We start from the raw sequence: 17,592 nt of genomic DNA on the forward strand, positions 1-17,592 counted from the left end.
GGTGGACCGACCGGCCGGTGGCGTCCGGCGCAGCCGGGACGTACCGATGTTGGTCGACCGGGCGCGCCAGGGTGACCCGCGGGCGGTGGCCCGGCTGATCACCCTGGTCGAGTCGGGCGACGAGGCGCTGCCGCGGGTCGCGGCGGCCCTCGCGCCGTACACCGGCCAGGCGCAGGTGGTCGGCCTGACCGGGTCGCCGGGCGTCGGCAAGTCGACCACCACGAACGAGCTGGTCCGCGCGCTGCGGGCCCGCGGGCACCGGGTCGGTGTGCTGGCCGTCGACCCGTCCAGCCCGTTCACCGGCGGCGCCATTCTCGGCGACCGGGTCCGGATGCAGGACCACGCCACCGACCCGGGCGTCTTCATCCGGTCGATGTCCAGCCGCGGCCACCTGGGCGGGCTGGCCGCGGCCACCCCGCAGGCGGTCCGGGTGCTGGAGGGCGCCGGCTGCGACGTGGTGCTGGTGGAGACCGTCGGGGTCGGCCAGGCCGAGGTGGAGGTCGCGTCGCTGGCGGACACCACGCTGGTGCTGCTGGCCCCGGGCATGGGCGACGCCATCCAGGCGGTCAAGGCCGGCATCCTGGAGATCGCCGACGTCTTCGTGGTGAACAAGGCGGACCGCGACGGCGCGGACGCCACGGTCCGGGACATCCAGGGCATGATCGCGCTCGGCGACCGGGGCCCCGGGCAATGGCGGCCGCAGGTGGTCCGCGCGATCGCCGCCCGGGGCGAGGGGATCGACGACATCGTCGCCGCGATCGACAAGCATCGCGGCTGGCTGACCGAACACGACGAGCTGCGCCGCCGCCGGGAGGCCCGGGCCGCCGCCGAGGTCGAGGCGATCGCGCTGGGCGTGCTGCGCGACCGGATGGGCTCGCTCCGCGACGGTACGCAGCTGCCGGCGCTCGCCGCCCGGGTGGCCGACGGGGCGCTCGACCCGTACGCGGCCGCCGATGAACTCCTGGCGCAACTGCGCTCCTAGCCAGCCGCACAGTCCGGGCAGCCGACTCCGGACGAGGACATCGGCCGTGCCCCGTCCCAGATCCGACCCGGGCCGAGGCGCGGCAGGCGAGGGCCCGCGCCGATCGCGGTCCACTGCGGACCGGCCGCGACTAGTACGCTCGCAGCGGCCTCACGGATCCGTGGGACGGTTCGACGGTGGTGGAGACGAGATGGTGGACGACGCGCACGCGACCCAGGAGCTGTCAGCGACGCCGAACCTGGTGGCCGGTGGCACGACGCAGGTCGCCGACGAGGTGGTGGAGAAGATCGCGGTGGCCGCCGCGAGGTCCGTGCCCGGCGTGGCGGAACTCGGCGGCGACGTGGCCAGGTTCTTCAACGCGGTGCTGGACCGGGTCGGCCTGGACCAGGTCGGTGACGCGCGGCGGGGTTGTTCGGCGCACGTCACCAACGGAGCAGCTCTGATCAACCTGGTCATCGTGATCGACGGCGGCCGGCCGGTGCCCGAGGTGACCGAGGCGGTCCGGGCGGCGGTGACCTCGGCCGTCGAGGCGTACGGGCTGCGGGTCGACGAGATCAACATCCGGGTCGACGACGTCGCGCTCGGCGGCCCGCTGATGCCGTCGACCTGACCGGAGTTACCGGCCGGTTCGAGGTGACTTAGCGATCGTTCAGGCGGGCGGCTTAGACTCGACGGACAGTCGAGGACTCGAGGAGGAGCCCCCCGGATGAACGCCGACGAGATCGCTGCGGGCCGCGCACGCTGGCAGGCCCGGTACGACGCCGCGCGCAAGCGGGACGCCGACTTCACCACGCTGTCGGGGCTGCCGGTCGACCCCGTCTACGGTCCGCCCGAGGGCACCGACCACCCCGGCTTCGACCGGATCGGCTGGCCGGGCGAGTTCCCGTACACCCGGGGGTTGTACCCGACCGGCTACCGCGGGCGGACCTGGACCATCCGGCAGTTCGCCGGGTTCGGCAACGCCCGGCAGACCAACGAGCGCTACAAGATGATCCTGGGCGCCGGCGGTGGCGGGCTCTCGGTGGCCTTCGACATGCCCACCCTGATGGGTCGGGACTCCGACGACCCGCAGGCGCTCGGCGAGGTCGGCCACTGCGGGGTCGCCATCGACTCCGCCGTCGACATGCAGGCGCTGTTCGACGGGATCGACCTGGCCGGGGTCACCACCTCGATGACCATCTCCGGCCCGGCGGTGCCGGTGTTCTGCATGTACCTGGTCGCCGCCGAGCGGCAGGGCGCCGACCTCGCCACGCTGGACGGGACGCTGCAGACCGACATCTTCAAGGAGTACATCGCGCAGAAGGAGTGGCTGTTCGAACCCGAGCCGCACCTGCGCCTGATCGGTGACCTGATGGAGTACTGCGCCCGGGAGATCCCGCGGTACAAGCCGCTGTCGGTCTCCGGCTACCACATCCGGGAGGCCGGTTCCACCGCCGCGCAGGAGTTGGCCTACACGCTGGCCGACGGCTTCGGGTACGTGGAACTCGGCCTGTCCCGGGGCCTGGACGTGAACGTCTTCGCCCCCGGCCTCAGCTTCTTCTTCGACTCGCACGTCGACTTCTTTGAGGAGATCGCCAAGTTCCGGGCCGCCCGCCGGATCTGGGCCCGCTGGCTGCGCGACGTCTACGGCGCCACCGACGAGCGGGCGCTCTGGCTGCGCTTCCACACCCAGACCGCCGGGGTGTCGCTGACCGCCCAGCAGCCGGTCAACAACGTGGTCCGCACGGCGGTCGAGGCGCTCGCCGCGGTGCTCGGCGGCACCAACTCACTGCACACCAACGCCCTGGACGAGACCCTCGCCCTGCCCACCGACTCCTCCGCCGAGATCGCCCTGCGTACCCAGCAGGTGCTGATGGAGGAGACCGGGGTGACCAACGTGGCCGACCCGCTGGGCGGTTCCTGGTACGTCGAGGCGCTCACCGACAAGATCGAGGCGGAGGCCGAGGAGATCTTCGCCCGGATCCGGCAGCTCGGCGGCGACGGGCCGCACCAGATCGGCCCGATGACCTCCGGCATCCTGCGCGGCATCGAGGACGGCTGGTTCACCGGCCAGATCGCCGAGTCGGCGTTCGTCTACCAGCAGGCCCTGGAAAAGGGTGACAAGAAGATCGTCGGCGTGAACTGTCACACCGGCACGGTGGCCAAGGAACTCGAGATCCTGCGCATCTCGCACGAGGTGGAGATCGAGCAGAAGCGGCTGCTCGCCGAGCGCAAGGCCGGCCGGGACGACGCCGCCGTGAAGGCCGCCATCGAGCGGATGGTCGCGGCCAGCCGTACCGGGGAGAACATGATCCCCGCGATGCTGGACGCGGTCCGCGCGGAGGCCACCCTGGGCGAGATCTGCGACGCGCTGCGCGGCGAGTGGGGCGTCTACCGGGAGCCCGCCCGGTTCTGACCGGCCGCTCCGGCGCCCCGCACCGCGGGGCGCCGGAGCCGTTCGTCCCCGCCCCGGTCGAACCGGTCGGCCGGTTCGTGCGTACCTCCAACGACATGACCAGCGTCCGGGCGGGCGCGGAACGGTCGGAGGATTGCTGATGCGGCGAGGTCGGCTACGGCAGACGTCCAGCGGCGAGGCGTTGGTGCGGACCCTGTACGAGCAACACGGCAGCGCGCTGCTCGGCTACGCGACCCGGGTCACCGGCGACCGCACCGCCGCCGAGGACGTCCTGCAGGAGACCCTGCTGCGCGCCTGGCGCAACGCGGACTCGCTCAGCGAGGCCACCGGGTCGATCCGGGGCTGGTTGTTCACCGTGGCCCGCAACATCATGACCGACTCGGCGCGGGCCCGGGCCTCCCGGCCGCACGAGGTGCCTGAGGCGCCCCTGGCGGCCCCCGCCGAACGGGACCACGCGGACAGCGTGGTCGACTCGATGGTTGCCCTCGACGCGCTGAACCGGCTGCCCGAGGACCAGCGCCGGGTGCTCGTCGAGATCTACTACGGCGGCCGCACGGTCAACGAGACCGCCGAGCGGCTCGGCATCCCACCCGGGACGGTCAAGTCCCGTACCCATGGCGCGATGCGCAATCTCCGTCGGCTGCTCGTCGGGCAGCCGGCCGTCCTGGAGGAGGTGGCGGGTTGAGGACCGCGGCGCACCACCCGCAGCTGCTCGGCGCGTACGTGATGGACGCCCTCGACCGGGCCGAACGGCACGCCGTCGAGGAGCATCTGGTCGGCTGCCGGCCCTGCCGGTCGGAGGTGGCGGATTTGGAGCAGGTACGGGACGTACTCGGGGACCTGCCGCCGGAGGCGTTGATCCAGGGCCCGCCGGACGCCGACCTGGTGCTGGCCCGGACCCTGCGCCGGATGCGCGCCGAGACCACCGCGTCCACCCGACGACGGCGGGCGCTGGTGGCCGCCGCCGCGGTGGTCCTGCTGGCCGGCGCGGTGGGAGCCGGCCTGACGGTCGGGCGACGGTCGGTGCCCGGCGGGACACCGCAGGCGGTGGCCCCGTCGGCCGGTGCCGCGACCACCCCGGCGGGCACCCGCACCGGCCGGGTCGTCGACGCGGACACCGGCACCCGGCTGACCGCGGCGGTCGCGCCCTTCGCCGGTTGGGTACGGGTCAGCGCCTCGGTCGAGGGCATCCCGGCCGGTGAGAACTGCCGGCTGGTCGTGGTCACCCGGGACGGCACTCGGCAGTCGGCCGCCGGCTGGATCGTGTCGAAGCGGGGCGCGGCCGAGGGCGTGCACCTGGACGGCAGCGTGGTGGTCGCCCCGGACGACGTCACCGCCGTCGAGGTGCGCAACGTGACCGGGCGGGTCTTCGCCACGGCGAGACTGTCGCGGTGACCCGCCACCGGGCGTCCGGTCGCTGCTGACCGGGCCCGCCGCGGTGACGTTCGCCGCGACCACGGTTCGACGGAGAACGTGTCCGCACGTGCGAGACTAGACAACCATGAGCGACCCACGGATCAACCCGTCGATCTTCACCCGCGGCGCGGTAGACCTCGGCGCGCTGCGTAGCGCCGCACCGTCCCCTTCCCGACCCGCGACCGGCACCCCGGCCGGCCCGCCGAGCCAGCCGGCCGGACCGGGCGGCACACCCGGCGCGGCGGGTGGTGGGGGCGGCGGGGTCGCCGTGATCGACGTCACCGAGACGACCCTCCAGTCGGAGGTGCTGGAGCGGTCCCTGACGACCCCGGTCGTCCTCTACTTCTGGGCCGCCGGTTACGAGGGCGGCGACCAGCTCTCCCCGGTGCTGGAGCGGCTCGCCGCCGAGGGTGCCGGCGCGTGGGTGCTGGCCAGGGTGGACGTGCAGACCAGCCCGCGGATCGCGCAGATGTTCCGGGTGCAGGGCATCCCGATGGTCTACGCGGTGATCGGCGGGCAGCCGGTGGACGCGTTCTCCGGCGTGGTGCCCGAGGCCCAGCTGCGGCAGTGGATCGACGCCGTGCTCAAGGCCGGCGGGGTGGCGGTGCAGCCGGCGGAGGACCCGCGGCTGAGCGAGGCCGACGAGGCGTTGATGGTCGGCGACCTGGACACCGCGGAGCAGGCGTACCGGAAGATCCTCGCCGAGTCGCCGGCCGACTCGGCCGCCGAGGCCGGCCTCGCGCAGGTTTCGCTGGCCCGCCGGGTGATCGGCGCCGACCCGGAGGCGGCACTCGCCGCCGCCGAGGCCGACCCGGACGACGTCCGGGCCCAACTGCTGGCCGCCGACGTCGAGGTGCTCGGCGGCAACGCCGAGCAGGCGTACGCCCGGCTGGTCGGGCTGGTCCGGCGCACCACCGGCGACGACCGGGAGACCGTCCGGCAGCACCTGGTGTCGCTGTTCACCATCGCCGGGCCGGACGATCCGGCGGTGGCCAGCGCACGTCGCGCCCTGGCCAGCGCGCTGTTCTGACGAAACTGGCCGGTCTGCCGGAAGATTACGGGTAACGGGGACAACGAAGGTCGCGACCAGGACGGAGCCCTCACCATGCGCCGCATCGCCGTCCTGGACGCGCCCTCCAACCTCGGCCTGCGTCCGCCGACCGCCACCTCCGTGCCGGGCTGCGGCAAGGCCCCGGGCGCGCTGCGCGACCAGGACCTGATCGCCCGGCTCGCCGCCCGGGACGCGGGCTGTCTCACCCCTCCCCGGTACGACCCGGGCGACTGGCGCCCCGGTGACGGGGTCTGCCACGCGGCGGAGATCGGGGCGTACTCGGTGGCGCTGGCCGACCGGATCGGCGCGATCATCGACCAGGGCGAGTTCCCGGTGGTGCTGGGCGGGGACTGCTCGATCCTGCTCGGCTCGGCGCTGGCCATGCACCGGCTCGGCGAGGCGGTCGGCGGCCGGATCGGCCTGGTCTTCGTCGACGGGCACTCCGACTTCCGGCACCCCGGCAACGCCTCCTACGTCGGCGCCGCCGCGGGGGAGGACCTGGCCCTGGTGACCGGTCGCGGGCAGGCCGACCTGGCCGCCATCGAGGGCCGCCGACCGTATTTCCGGGACGTCGACGTGGTGGTGCTCGGCATCCGGTCGCAGGACGAGTATCGCCTCGACCTGCAGGCCGCCGGCATCGTGCACCGCCCGGTGCCGCAACTGCGCGCCGAGGGCGCGGCCCGGTCCGCCCAGTGGGCCCGGGACGAGTTGGTCGACTGCGCCGGCTACTGGGTGCACGTCGACGTCGACGTGCTCGACCCGGCGGTGATGCCGGCCGTCGACGCGCCGGACCCGGGCGGCATCGCCTTCCCGGAGCTGGAACTGCTGCTGTCCGGCCTGGTGGACACCCCGCACTGCCTGGGCGTCGAGATCACCGTCTTCGACCCGGACTACGACCTGGACGGCGCGTACGCGGCCGAGATCGTCGGCACCCTGGAGGCCGGCCTGTCGCCGCTGCACGCCCCGGGGAGCCCGCTCGACCGGCTCGCCGCGGCCCGTCCGGGCCCGGCCGTCCGCCCCGACGACGAACCGGCCCGCCGGAGCCCGGCCCGGATCGGCGGCCTGGCCACCCGGGAGGAGCCCGGCGACCGCACCACGGGCGGCCTGGCTTCGCGCAACGGTGCCGGACCGGACACCGTCGTGCCGGAGGTCGTCGTGCCGGAGGTCGTCGTGCCGGCACCCCGGGAACCGGAACCGGTGGGGCCGCCGCCGTCCGCCGGACCCGGCCGCCTGCGCCGCGCCGCGACTCCTGAACCGGGCAACCCCCCGCACCCCCCACCGGCCACCACCCCCTCCGCCGAGATCGCCTGACGCCCGTGGGGTGGTAGGGGTCAGCGCAGGGCGCGGAGGAACTTCTCGCTGATCGGGACGGCGGTGGTGGTCGCGGAGCCACCCTTCTCGACGAAGACGGCGAACGCCACGTCGCCCTGCCAGCCGACGAACCAGGTGTGCGTGTGGGCCGGGTTGTCGTCGTACTCGGCGGTGCCGGTCTTGCCGCTGACCGGGCCGCCCGGTACGTCGGCCAGCGCGGTGGCCGTACCGCTGGTGACGACCGCGCGCATCATGGCCCGCAGCGGGCCGACGGACGTCGGCTTGAGTTCCGGGCCGGCCGCGACCGGCGGCGCCGGTGGCGGGTCGACCAGCCTGGGCTGCTGGAACCGGCCACGGGCGACGGCGGCGGTGGCGGCGGCCATGGCCAGCGGGCTGACCACGGTGGTGCCCTGGCCGAAGGTGGCGGCGGCCTGCTCGGCGGGGGAGCCGCCGGTGGAGACCTTGCCGGTGAACGCCTCGACGCCCAGCTCCCACTTTCCTTCCAGACCGAGGTCACGGCCGGCGGCGGCCAGTCCGTCCGCGCCCAGTCTGGGAGCGAGCGCGGCGAAGGCGGTGTTGCAGGACCTGGCGAAGTCCACCCGGAACGGGACGCTGCCGAGTTCGAAGAAGTCGGAGTTCTTCACCGGCGGCCGGCCCGGTACGGCGAACGTCTTCGGGCAGGCGACCGGGGTGTCCGCGGTGACCGCGCCGCGGTCCAGCAGGCCGAGGGCGCTGACCATCTTGAAGGTCGAGCCCGGCGGGACCTGGGCGGTGAAGGCCAGGTTCTCGGCGGCGCCGGCCGGGCCGTTCGCTGCGGCCAGCACGGCGCCGTCGCTGATCCGCACCGCCACCAGGGCGGTCCGATGTGCGGCGTCGCCGGCCAGGGCGGCGTCGGCGGCGTTCTGGGTCCTGACGTCCAGCGTGGTCCGAACGGGGGAGCCCGGCTTCGGCTCCACCCGGAACACCTCCTCGCCGGTCGGTTCCACCACCCCGTCCGGGTTCCGCCGGGTGATGATCACGCTGGCTCCGGCGGTGCCGCGTAGTTGCTGGTCGTACCGGCCGGCCAGGCCGCCGTGGCCGACCAGGTCGCCGAGCCCGTACCGGGCCGGATCGGCGTCGATGTCCTGCTTCTGCACCGGGTCGACCGAGCCCAGCAACGCCCGGGCGAACTGGCGGGTCGGTGCCAGGTCCCGCTGTTGCTCCTGGAACCTGGTGCCCGGCAGGTCGTAGATCTTGGACTTGATCTGGAGGTACGCCTCCCGGCGCAGGGTCAGCACCTCGACGAACGAGCCGGGCTTGCCGGTCCTGATCCGTTCCGACAGGTCGGACACGTCGATCGGTGGGGTGAACGCCGGCCGGACCGCCCGGAACGCCGCGTCGAGCTGCTTCGTCAGGCCCACCGGGTCGGTCACCTGATCCGGCTGCACCCCGACCAGGACCACCGGTCGGGCGGTGACCAGGGGCTGCCCGGCGCCGTCCAGGACCGCCGCCCGGGGCGCGTTGCGCCGGGTCACCGCGAGCTGTTCGCCGCTGGTCAGCTTCTCCTGTACGACGCTCGGGTCCCAGATCACCTGCCAGGCGTCGTCGGCGCCCTTCTTCAACCGGACCGTGGTCGGATAGCTCCAGCGTTGCCCGCCGGGCAGCGGCCAGTCCACCGTCACGGTCGCGGTGGCGATGCCGTTCGCCTCCTTCGCGGCACCGTCGCGACGCAGCTCCGGCTTGCTCGCGGCGAGGTCACCGGAGAGCTGTTTGAGCTGTTCGGCGACGTCCTTCGCCGGAATCTTCCGCCCGCCCGTGTCGACGAATCCGAGCGGGTCCAGCCGGCCGTCGCGCCAACCGCTCAGGAACGCGTCGACGGTCCGGTCCGGGCCGTCGCCACCGGAGCAGGCGGTCAGCGTCCCGCCGGCCAGCGCGACCGCGGCCACCGCCGCGAGCGCCGACCGGGCCCGCCCGCCGGTCGGCCGCCGCCGGGCCGTGGCGGTCGATCCGGATATGCCGGAGGAAAGGGGGCGGAGCACCCTACGACCGTAGTACGTCCCAGCCATCGAGATGTTCCGTCACCCCGTGGCCCAGCTCACAACAGCGCCGCCGGCACGTGTGATGAACAGGGCAACGGGGGTACTCATGGCCAGGCGCAGCGGCCTGGCACAAACGGGTGAACGGCCAGAGTCCGGATCCGGACGCCCAACCGATGATCCACCGATCAGGGCGCCGAACGGGAGGGCATAGGCTGAGCGGCGAGTGACCCACAACGTGGTGGGTCGAGGGGAGTGGCACCCATGGACCGGCGTCCGGCGATCAAACCGGAACCCGATCTCCGGCAGGTGGAAACCGGCCGAGATGACGACTTCGACTCGGCGGCCGACGACGACGCCGGGGCCCGGCTCGACAGCGGCGTGACCGGAGTGGCCGGCGCCAGCGTCGACACCCTCTACGATCTCGGCCTGCCGCCGGAGGCGCTGGCCGACGACGTCGAGGAGTCCGACCTGGACGAGCCGGTTCCGAACGCGGAACGGCTGGTGGCCCAGGCCGTCGCGCTGGCCGGCGAGGATCACGACGCGGCCACCCTGGTCGACCGGTTCTGGCGGTTCGCGCCGGACGAGGAACTGATCGGGTTCACCGCCGAGGAGATGCTGGCCGCCGCGCAGGACCACCGGGAGCTGGCCCAGCAGCGGGTGCCCGGCGAGTTGAAGCTGCGGATCCACGAGCCGGCGCCGGAACAGCAGCACACGGTGATCGAGATCGTCACGGACGACATGCCGTTCCTGGTCGACTCGGTCACCGCCCTGCTCACCGCGCAGCACCTCGACGTGCACATGCTGGTCCACCCGCTGGTGGTGGTCCGCCGGGAGCCGCTCGGCCGGCTGACCGAGGTGGCCGCCGACGTCGAGCCGGACGACGCCATCGCCGGTGACCTGGTGGAGAGCTGGATCCGGGTGGAGATCGACCCGGTCCGCGACCCGGCCGGCCGGGACCGGCTGCGCAAGGAACTGCAGCGGGTGCTCACCGACGTGCGGGAGGCCGTCGAGGACTGGCCGAAGATGCGCCAGCGGGCGCTGGCGCTGGCCGACGAACTGTCCGCCGCGCGGACGTCGCCGGCCCGGCCGCCGGTGCCGGAGAAGGACATCACCGACTCGGTGGAGCTGCTGCGCTGGTTGGCGCACGAGCACTTCACCTTCCTCGGCTACCGCGAGTACCGACTGGTCGACGTCGAGGGCGAGCCCGGTGAGAAGGCCCTCGAAGCGGTGCTCGGCACCGGTCTGGGCATCCTGCGGCAGGACTCCACCACCCCCCGGGCGCTCTCCTCGCTGACCCCGGAGGCGCACCAGAAGGTGCTGGAGAAGCGGCTGTTGATCATCACAAAGGCCAACTCGCGGGCCACCGTGCACCGGTCGGCCTACCTGGACTACATCGGTTTCAAGATCTTCGACGAGGCCGGTGAGGTGGTGGGCGAACGCCGCTTCCTCGGGCTGTTCTCCACCGCCGCGTACCGGACCAGCGTGCGGGAGTTGCCGGTGGTCCGCCGCAAGGTGGCCGAGGTGCTGGACCGGTCCGGGTTGAGCCCGCGCAGCCACTCCGGCAAGGACCTGCTGCAGATCCTGGAGACCTACCCGCGGGACGAGCTGTTCCAGATCAAGACCGACGACCTCTACCACGCGGTCATCGGCGTGCTGCGGATGGCCGGCCGTCGGCAGCTGCGGCTGTTCCTGCGCCGGGACGGCTACGGTCGGTTCATCTCCTGCCTGATCTACCTGCCCCGGGACCGGTTCACCACCCAGAACCGGCTGCGCATGCAGGAGATCCTGCTGCGTGAGCTGAACGGCGTGGGCGTCGACTACACCACCCGGGTGACCGAGTCGATGCTGGCCCGGGTGCACTTCATCGTCCGGACCGACCCGACCCGGCCGCCCGGCGAGGTGGACGCGGACGTGCTTGCCGAGCAGCTGGCCGACGCGACCCGGCTGTGGGACGACGACTACCGGCTGGTGCTGGAGCGCAAGCTCGGCGACGAGCAGGCCAAGCACCTGTTCACCCGGTACGCCGACGCGTTCCCGGAAGGCTACAAGGACGGGCACACGCCGTACGAGGCGATGAAGGACCTGGCCAAGCTGGAGCTGCTGGAGGAGCCCGGCCAGCTGGAGATGCACCTGTTCCGCAAGCAGTACCCGCAGCTGCCGGACGCCGAGGACGTCCGGTTCAAGGTCTACCGGTACGGCGAGCCGATGATCCTGTCCGCGGTGCTGCCGGTGCTGCACTCGCTCGGTGTCCGGGTGGTGGACGAGCACCCGTACGAGGTGGATCGGATCGACGGCCGGATCTACCTGTACGACTTCGGGCTGCAACTGCCCGCCGGCGTCCGGGAGTTGGCCGAGGTACGCCCGCACGTGGAGAACGCCTTCTCGGCGACCTGGCGCGGCGAGGCCGAGGTGGACGGCTTCAACGAGCTGGTGCTCTGGGGCGGGCTGACCTGGCGGCAGGTGGTGGTGCTGCGGGCGTATGCGAAGTACCTGCGGCAGGCCGGCACGGTGTTCTCGCAGGACTACATGGAGTCCACCTTCATCGCGTACCCCGGCATCGCCGCGTTGCTGGTGGAGCTCTTCGAGACCCGGTTCTCGCCGACCCTGCAACTGTCCACGCAGGAGCGCGACCTGCGGGGCAAGGAGCTGGTCGACCGGATCAACGAGCAGCTCGACGACGTGTCCAGCATGGACCAGGACCGGATCCTGCGCTCCTACCTCACGCTGATCCAGGCCACCCTGCGGACCAGCTTCTACCAGCGGCGGGCGGACGGCCGGCCGAAGCCGTACGTGGCGCTCAAGCTGGATCCGCAGGCGGTGCCGGAGCTGCCGGCGCCGCGTCCGATGTACGAGATGTTCGTGTACTCGCCCCGGTTCGAGGGCGTGCACCTGCGGTTCGGGCCGGTGGCCCGGGGCGGGTTGCGCTGGTCCGACCGGCGGGAGGACTTCCGTACCGAGGTGCTCGGCCTGGTCAAGGCCCAGATGGTGAAGAACTCGGTGATCGTGCCGGTCGGTGCCAAGGGTGGCTTCGTGCTGAAGCAGAAGCCGGGCGACCGGGACGAGGCGGTGGTCTGCTACCAGGAGTTCGTCTCGGCGTTGATGGACGTCACCGACAACATCGTCGACGGGCAGATCGTGCCGCCGCAGGACGTGGTGCGGCACGACGGCGACGACCCCTATCTGGTGGTCGCCGCGGACAAGGGCACCGCCACCTTCTCCGACATCGCCAACGAGATCTCCAACTCGAAGAACTTCTGGCTGGGTGACGCGTTCGCGTCCGGCGGTTCGGCCGGTTACGACCACAAGAAGATGGGCATCACCGCCCGCGGCGCCTGGGAGTCGGTCAAGCGGCACTTCCGGGACCTGGGCCACGACACCCAGACGCAGGACTTCACCGTGGTCGGGGTCGGTGACATGTCCGGCGACGTGTTCGGCAACGGGATGCTGCTGTCCGAGCACATCCGGCTGGTGGCCGCCTTCGACCACCGGCACATCTTCCTGGACCCGGATCCGGACGCCGCGACGTCCTACGCGGAACGGCGCCGGCTGTTCGACCTGCCGCGTTCGTCGTGGGCCGACTACAACGCCGAGCTGATCTCCGAAGGCGGCGGCGTCTTCCCACGTACGGCGAAGTCGATCCCGGTCTCGCCGCAGGTGCGTACGGTGCTCGGCCTGGCCGACGATGTCGGCACGCTGTCGCCGCAGGAGCTGATGAAGGCGATCCTGACCGCGCCGGTGGACCTGTTCTGGAACGGCGGCATCGGCACCTACGTCAAGGCGTCCAGCGAGGCGAACACGGCGGTGGGCGACAAGTCCAACGACGCGATCCGGGTGGACGGCCGGGACCTGCGGGCCAGGGTGGTCGGCGAGGGCGGCAACCTGGGCTTCACCCAGGTCGGCCGGATCGAGTACGCCCAGACCGACGGCCGGATATACACCGACTTCATCGACAACGCGGCCGGCGTGGACTGCTCCGACCACGAGGTCAACATCAAGATCCTGCTGGGCCGGGCGGTCGCCGAGGGTGAACTGACCCTGCCCGAACGGGACGCGTTGCTGGCCGAGATGACCGACGAGGTCGCCGAGCTGGTCCTGCGGGACAACTACGACCAGGCCCGGGCGCTGGGCAACGCGGCCGCCCAGGCGGCGTCGTTGCTGCCGGTGCACCGCCGGATGATCAGCGACCTGGAACGCTCCGGGCAGCTCAACCGGGAGCTGGAGGCGCTGCCACCGGACGAGGAACTGGCCACCCGTACCGACGCGGGCCTCACCCTGCCCGAGTTCGCGGTGCTGCTGTCGTACGTGAAGATGGGCCTGGAACGGGAGATCGTCGCCGACGGCATCGCGGACGAGGAGTGGACCGACGACGTCCTGGTCCACTACTTCCCGACCCCGCTGCGCGAGCGGTACGCGGAGCTGATGTCGGCGCACCGGCTGCGCCGGGACATCGTCACCACCGTGCTGGTCAACGAGGCGGTCAACCGGGGCGGCATCTCGTTCATCTACCGGGTGGTCGAGGAGAGCGGGGCGAGCCCGGCGGACGTGATCCGGGCCTACGTGGTGGTCCGTGACGTGTTCGGCATCGGCCGGCTGTGGGACGACGTCGCGGCCCTGGACAACAAGGTGCCCACCGAGCTGCAGACGGCCGTCTACCTGGACTCGCGTCGGCTGCTCGACCGCGCGGTGCGCTGGCTGGTCACCAACCGACGGTCGCCGATCGACGTGCCGGGCGAGATCCGCCGGCTGCGCGACGGCGTGGCCCGGTTGCTGCCCGACCTCGACCAGCTCTTCTTCGGCAGCGAGCGGGAGCGGCTGGAGGCGCACGTCGAGCAACTAACCGAGCAGGGCCTGCCCCGGGAGTTGGCCGAGCGGTCCACCCGGTTGATGTACAGCTTCGGTTTGCTCGACGTCGTGGAGGCGGCGGCCGTCACCGGGCGGGACGTCGGCGAGGTGGCCTCGGTCTACTTCGTGCTCTCCGACCGGTTCCGGGTCGACTCGCTGCTGTCCAAGATCTCGCTGCTGCCGCGGGAGGACCGGTGGCAGACCCTGGCCCGGATGGCGCTGCGCTACGACCTGTACGCCGCGCTGGCCGCGCTCACCACGGAGGTGCTCAGCTCGACGTCCGGGTCGTTGCCGCCGCAGGAGCGGGTGCAGCAGTGGGAGGAGTCGAACGCGACCTCGATCAGTCGTACCCAGCGGGCGATGGGCGAGTTCGACGAGTCCCGCGCCGATCTGGCGGCCCTGTCGGTGTTGCTGCGGCAGATCCGTACCCTGGTCCGCACCTCCGCCGCGAGCTGACGGAGTCGACGACACCACCCGGTCGGGGGCTACCCGGCCGGGTGGTGTCGTTCCGCGCGGGTGGCGCGGTCACCCGGTGAGCGTGGCGAAGACGACGACGTTGTCGTCGTACGAGCCGGTCCGCCGGTTGAAGTCGCCGCCGCAGGTGATCAGGCGCAGGCCGGGCCGGTCGGACGACCCGTAGACGAGGTCGGTCGGGAAGTTTGTCTTCGGGTACGACTTCACCCCGTCCACCCGGAAGGTGGCGACGGTGCCGTCCGCCCGGCCGATTCGCACCACGTCGCCGGGCATGAGTTCACCGAGGCGGAAGAAGACCGCCGGCCCGCTGACGTGCGAATCCACGTGCCCGACGACGACGGCGTTGCCGGTCTCGCCCGGGCTGGGTCCGGCCCGGTACCAGCCGGTGAGCTCGGCCCGTTCCAGCGGGGGCACCTCCAGGGTGCCGTCGGCCTGCACCCCCAACCCGATGACCTGCGCCTGCACCCCGATCTTCGGGATGGCGACGGTGGTCGGGACCGACCGGGGCAGCGGATCGGCCGGTACCGAGTTCTGATCCGGCCCGGGCGCCTCCGACCGGGTCCCGTCGCCGTCGTCCTCATCCCCGGCACCGTCCGCGGAGCGGTCCGCCGCGTCGCCGTCGGTCGGTCCGGCGCCGGGCAGGTTCGTGGGTGCCGCCCCGGCGGCCGGTTGTGGTGGCCGGGGCGGGTCCTCCCGTACCCCGACGCGGAGCAGGCCGGCGCCGATCAGGGCCAGCAGCGCGACGAAGACGAAGCCGGCGGTACGCCACGGTCTCCCGCGACGCCCGCCGGCTGTCATCGTCGCCGCGTCAGAGCGCGGCGCCATCGTTACGGCGTCGACGCATCAGGACGATGCCGCCGAGCGCGGCCGCCCCGAGCATTCCGACACCGCCCGCAGCGAGGCCGGTGCTGCTGCCCGAACCGCCGCCGTCGCCGCCGTCGACCGAGCCGCTGGGCGCGACGATCAGTTCACCCTCGGCGCACGAGCCCTTGAGCTCGTAGTGCCCGGGCTCGGCGTCGTCCGAGATCTCGACCGTGGCCCAGTACACGAACTTGTGCTCGCGGCCCTGGTCACCCTCGTCACCGTGCTCGCCGCGGCCGCCCTGCTCGCCGCGACCGCCCCAGTCACCGTGCTCGCCGCGGCCGCCCTGCTCGCCGCGACCGCCCCAGTCACCGTGCTCGCCGCGGCCGCCCTGCTCGCCGCGACCGCCCCAGTCACCCTGCTCGCCGCGGCCGCCCTGCGGTCCGCCCTGGGTTCCGCCAGCGCCCGGTGCGGTGCCTTGGGTTCCGCCGGGGGCGCCCGGTGCGGTGCCTTGGGTTCCGCCGGGGGCGCCCGGTGCGGTGCCTTGGGTTCCGCCGGGAGCACCGGGTGCGGTGCCTTGGGTTCCGCCGGGGGCGCCCGGTGCGGTGCCTTGGGTTCCGCCGGGGGCGCCCGGTGCGGTGCCTTGGGTTCCGCCGGGGGCGCCCGGTGCGGTGCCTTGGGTTCCGCCGGGGGCGCCCGGTGCGGTGCCTTGGGTTCCGCCGGGAGCGCCCGGTGCGGTGCCCTGGGTTCCGCCGGGAGCACCGGGTGCGGTGCCCTGGGTTCCGCCCGCGGCGCGCTGCGCCCAGCCCTCCTCCTGCTCGGCGCCGGTCCACAGCCGCAAGCTGCGGTCCGACTGCTCGCTCAGGAATTGGCTGATGGACGAGTCGAGCTGCGGTCCGCCCTGGGTTCCGCCGGGGGCGCCCGGTGCGGTGCCCTGGGTTCCGCCGGGGGCGCCCGGTGCGGTGCCCTGGGTTCCGCCGGGAGCACCGGGTGCGGTGCCTTGGGTTCCGCCGGGGGCGCCCGGTGCGGTGCCCTGGGTTCCGCCGGGAGCACCGGGTGCGCCGCCCTGCGGTCCACCTTGCGGTCCGCCCTGCGGTCCGCCCTGCGGTCCGCCCTGCGGTCCGCCCTGCGGTCCGCCCTGCGGTCCGCCCTGGGATCCGCCCTGCGGTCCGCCCTGGGATCCGCCCTGCGGTCCGCCCTGGGATCCGCCCTGCGGTCCGCCCTGGGATCCGCCCTGCGGGCCGTGCCAGCCGTGGTCGTGAACCCCGCTGTTCTCGCCCGCACTCTCGTGGCCGCCCCAGCTGTGACCACCCCGGTGGTCACCGTGCTCGGGCGACTCCTCCTCGTCGGCCTCGTGGTCCTTCTTGTTCTCCCAGCGACCCAACTCCTCGTCGGATTCGTGGTCCTTCTTGTTCTTCCAGGCGCCCATCTCCTCGTCCTGGGCGCTGGTCGACTCCTCCTCGTCCGACTTCTCGTGCTTCTTGGAGTCGTCCCTCCCCTTCTCGTCCTTCTTTCCCTTCTCGTGCTTCTTGTCCTTCTCGTGCTTCTTGGAGTCGTCCTTCCCCTTTTCGTCCTTCTTGCCCTCGCCGCCCGGGGCCGGGTCGGTCAGGCCGGAGCTGGCGGCGGTCCCGCCCAGGTCGTAGCCCTCCAGCGGCTGGCCCATCGACCCACCGAACCACTGCGGGGTCCGGCCCTCGTCGCCGCGGTCCTTGTCGCTGCGGTCCTTGTCGCCGCGGTCCTCGTCGCCCCGGTCGCCCCGGTCGGACTTGCGGTAGTCGCGGTAGTCGTCCTTCTTCGGCTTCAGCTTGACCTTGCCGGTGACCTCGGACCACGCGGTCGCGTGCTCCTGCGGGTCGTCGCAGATCTGGTAGATGGCTGCCTCGTGGCCGGGTTTGACGGCCTTCGGCTTGGTGAAGATCGCGCCCTCTTGCCCTTGGTGGTGCGGTCCCCCGTCCGCCAAGGCGGCGCCGGGGGCAAACACGAGGAGGGAGGCGCCGCCCAGCGCGGCGCCGGCGATCATCTTGCCGAGGAACTTCTTGGACATGACGTGAGTCACCCTTCGGCTGGTTGTCTGTCGGGCCCGGCGGGAGCCGAACCAGCACCGACGCTAGCCGGGTTGATGGCTTTCGTCCGTAATAATCCGAAGATTTCTCCATTGCCGGACTAGGCGGGTTCTTTGTGCTATCTCGGCTTCTGCCGCCTACCGCCCCCGTAGACCGCGATCACCGGCGAAGGCACCGGCTGGCGCCTTCGGGCCTTTCTCGGTTCGGCCGCGTCGCTCAGCCTGGTGGAGATCCGACTT

Annotated in this window: 11 protein-coding genes; 8 read left to right on the forward strand and 3 right to left on the reverse strand. The window is 72.6% G+C overall.

The features are described from left to right. Window positions 1-46: 46 nt before the first annotated feature. The 7 genes from meaB (at window position 47) to ACFOX0_RS14090 (ending at window position 7,155) form a co-directional block, all read left to right on the forward strand. On the forward strand, window positions 47-982 hold the full coding sequence (gene meaB / locus ACFOX0_RS14060; protein WP_377545914.1) for a methylmalonyl Co-A mutase-associated GTPase MeaB: 936 nt from the start codon (window positions 47-49) through the stop codon (window positions 980-982). A 190-nt stretch (window positions 983-1,172) separates the two neighbouring features. Further along, window positions 1,173-1,592: an Asp23/Gls24 family envelope stress response protein gene (locus ACFOX0_RS14065; protein ID WP_377545565.1), complete on the forward strand. Its 420-nt coding sequence runs from the start codon at window positions 1,173-1,175 to the stop codon at window positions 1,590-1,592. A gap of 96 nt (window positions 1,593-1,688) precedes the next feature. Beyond that, window positions 1,689-3,377 (forward strand): acyl-CoA mutase large subunit family protein, encoded by a 1,689-nt coding sequence (locus ACFOX0_RS14070; protein WP_377545566.1) that lies wholly within the window; start codon window positions 1,689-1,691, stop codon window positions 3,375-3,377. Between the two features lie 181 nt (window positions 3,378-3,558). Beyond that, entirely contained in the window at window positions 3,559-4,062 is a 504-nt protein-coding gene (locus tag ACFOX0_RS14075) for a sigma-70 family RNA polymerase sigma factor (protein WP_377545916.1), read from the forward strand. After that, a complete protein-coding gene (locus ACFOX0_RS14080) occupies window positions 4,059-4,772 on the forward strand; it encodes an anti-sigma factor family protein (protein WP_377545568.1) in 714 nt (237 codons plus the stop codon). The genes ACFOX0_RS14075 and ACFOX0_RS14080 overlap by 4 nt, the downstream gene beginning before the upstream one ends. Before the next feature lie 106 nt (window positions 4,773-4,878). Then, complete coding sequence (locus ACFOX0_RS14085; protein WP_377545570.1) at window positions 4,879-5,823, forward strand: tetratricopeptide repeat protein; 945 nt, start codon at window positions 4,879-4,881, stop codon at window positions 5,821-5,823. A 75-nt stretch (window positions 5,824-5,898) separates the two neighbouring features. Beyond that, entirely contained in the window at window positions 5,899-7,155 is a 1,257-nt protein-coding gene (locus ACFOX0_RS14090) for an arginase family protein (RefSeq protein ID WP_377545572.1), read from the forward strand. 20 nt (window positions 7,156-7,175) lie between these two features. Here ACFOX0_RS14090 and ACFOX0_RS14095 read toward each other — a convergent pair whose 3' ends face one another. Continuing rightward, window positions 7,176-9,173, reverse strand: a complete 1,998-nt coding sequence (locus tag ACFOX0_RS14095) for a penicillin-binding transpeptidase domain-containing protein (protein ID WP_377545574.1) — start codon at window positions 9,171-9,173, stop codon at window positions 7,176-7,178. Window positions 9,174-9,434: 261 nt separating this feature from the next. Here ACFOX0_RS14095 and ACFOX0_RS14100 point away from each other — a divergent pair, with 261 nt between their 5' ends. Then, a complete protein-coding gene (locus tag ACFOX0_RS14100; protein WP_377545576.1) occupies window positions 9,435-14,471 on the forward strand; it encodes an NAD-glutamate dehydrogenase in 5,037 nt (1,678 codons plus the stop codon). A 69-nt stretch (window positions 14,472-14,540) separates the two neighbouring features. Here the strand turns inward: ACFOX0_RS14100 and ACFOX0_RS14105 are convergent, their stop codons facing one another. Then, window positions 14,541-15,287 carry a class F sortase gene (locus ACFOX0_RS14105; protein WP_449288858.1) on the reverse strand — a complete coding sequence of 249 codons (747 nt, stop codon included), beginning with the start codon at window positions 15,285-15,287 and terminating at the stop codon, window positions 14,541-14,543. A 10-nt stretch (window positions 15,288-15,297) separates the two neighbouring features. After that, window positions 15,298-17,334 carry a hypothetical protein gene (locus tag ACFOX0_RS14110; protein WP_377545580.1) on the reverse strand — a complete coding sequence of 679 codons (2,037 nt, stop codon included), beginning with the start codon at window positions 17,332-17,334 and terminating at the stop codon, window positions 15,298-15,300. Window positions 17,335-17,592 lie beyond the last annotated feature (258 nt).

The sequence above is a fragment of the Micromonospora zhanjiangensis genome (genome assembly GCF_042650605.1).
GTDB classification, from domain to species: Bacteria; Actinomycetota; Actinomycetes; order Mycobacteriales; family Micromonosporaceae; genus Micromonospora_J; species Micromonospora_J zhanjiangensis.

Excerpts from the sequence above, each read along its gene's own strand:
- meaB (WP_377545914.1), top strand. The coding sequence starts at position 47 with ATGTTGGTCGACCGGGCGCGCCAGGGTGACCCGCGGGCGGTGGCCCGG.
- ACFOX0_RS14065 (WP_377545565.1), top strand. The coding sequence starts at position 1,173 with ATGGTGGACGACGCGCACGCGACCCAGGAGCTGTCAGCGACGCCGAAC.
- ACFOX0_RS14070 (WP_377545566.1), top strand. The coding sequence starts at position 1,689 with ATGAACGCCGACGAGATCGCTGCGGGCCGCGCACGCTGGCAGGCCCGG.
- ACFOX0_RS14085 (WP_377545570.1), top strand. The coding sequence starts at position 4,879 with ATGAGCGACCCACGGATCAACCCGTCGATCTTCACCCGCGGCGCGGTA.
- ACFOX0_RS14090 (WP_377545572.1), top strand. The coding sequence starts at position 5,899 with ATGCGCCGCATCGCCGTCCTGGACGCGCCCTCCAACCTCGGCCTGCGT.
- ACFOX0_RS14100 (WP_377545576.1), top strand. The coding sequence starts at position 9,435 with ATGGACCGGCGTCCGGCGATCAAACCGGAACCCGATCTCCGGCAGGTG.
- ACFOX0_RS14105 (WP_449288858.1), bottom strand. The coding sequence starts at position 15,287 with ATGACAGCCGGCGGGCGTCGCGGGAGACCGTGGCGTACCGCCGGCTTC.
- ACFOX0_RS14110 (WP_377545580.1), bottom strand. The coding sequence starts at position 17,334 with ATGTCCAAGAAGTTCCTCGGCAAGATGATCGCCGGCGCCGCGCTGGGC.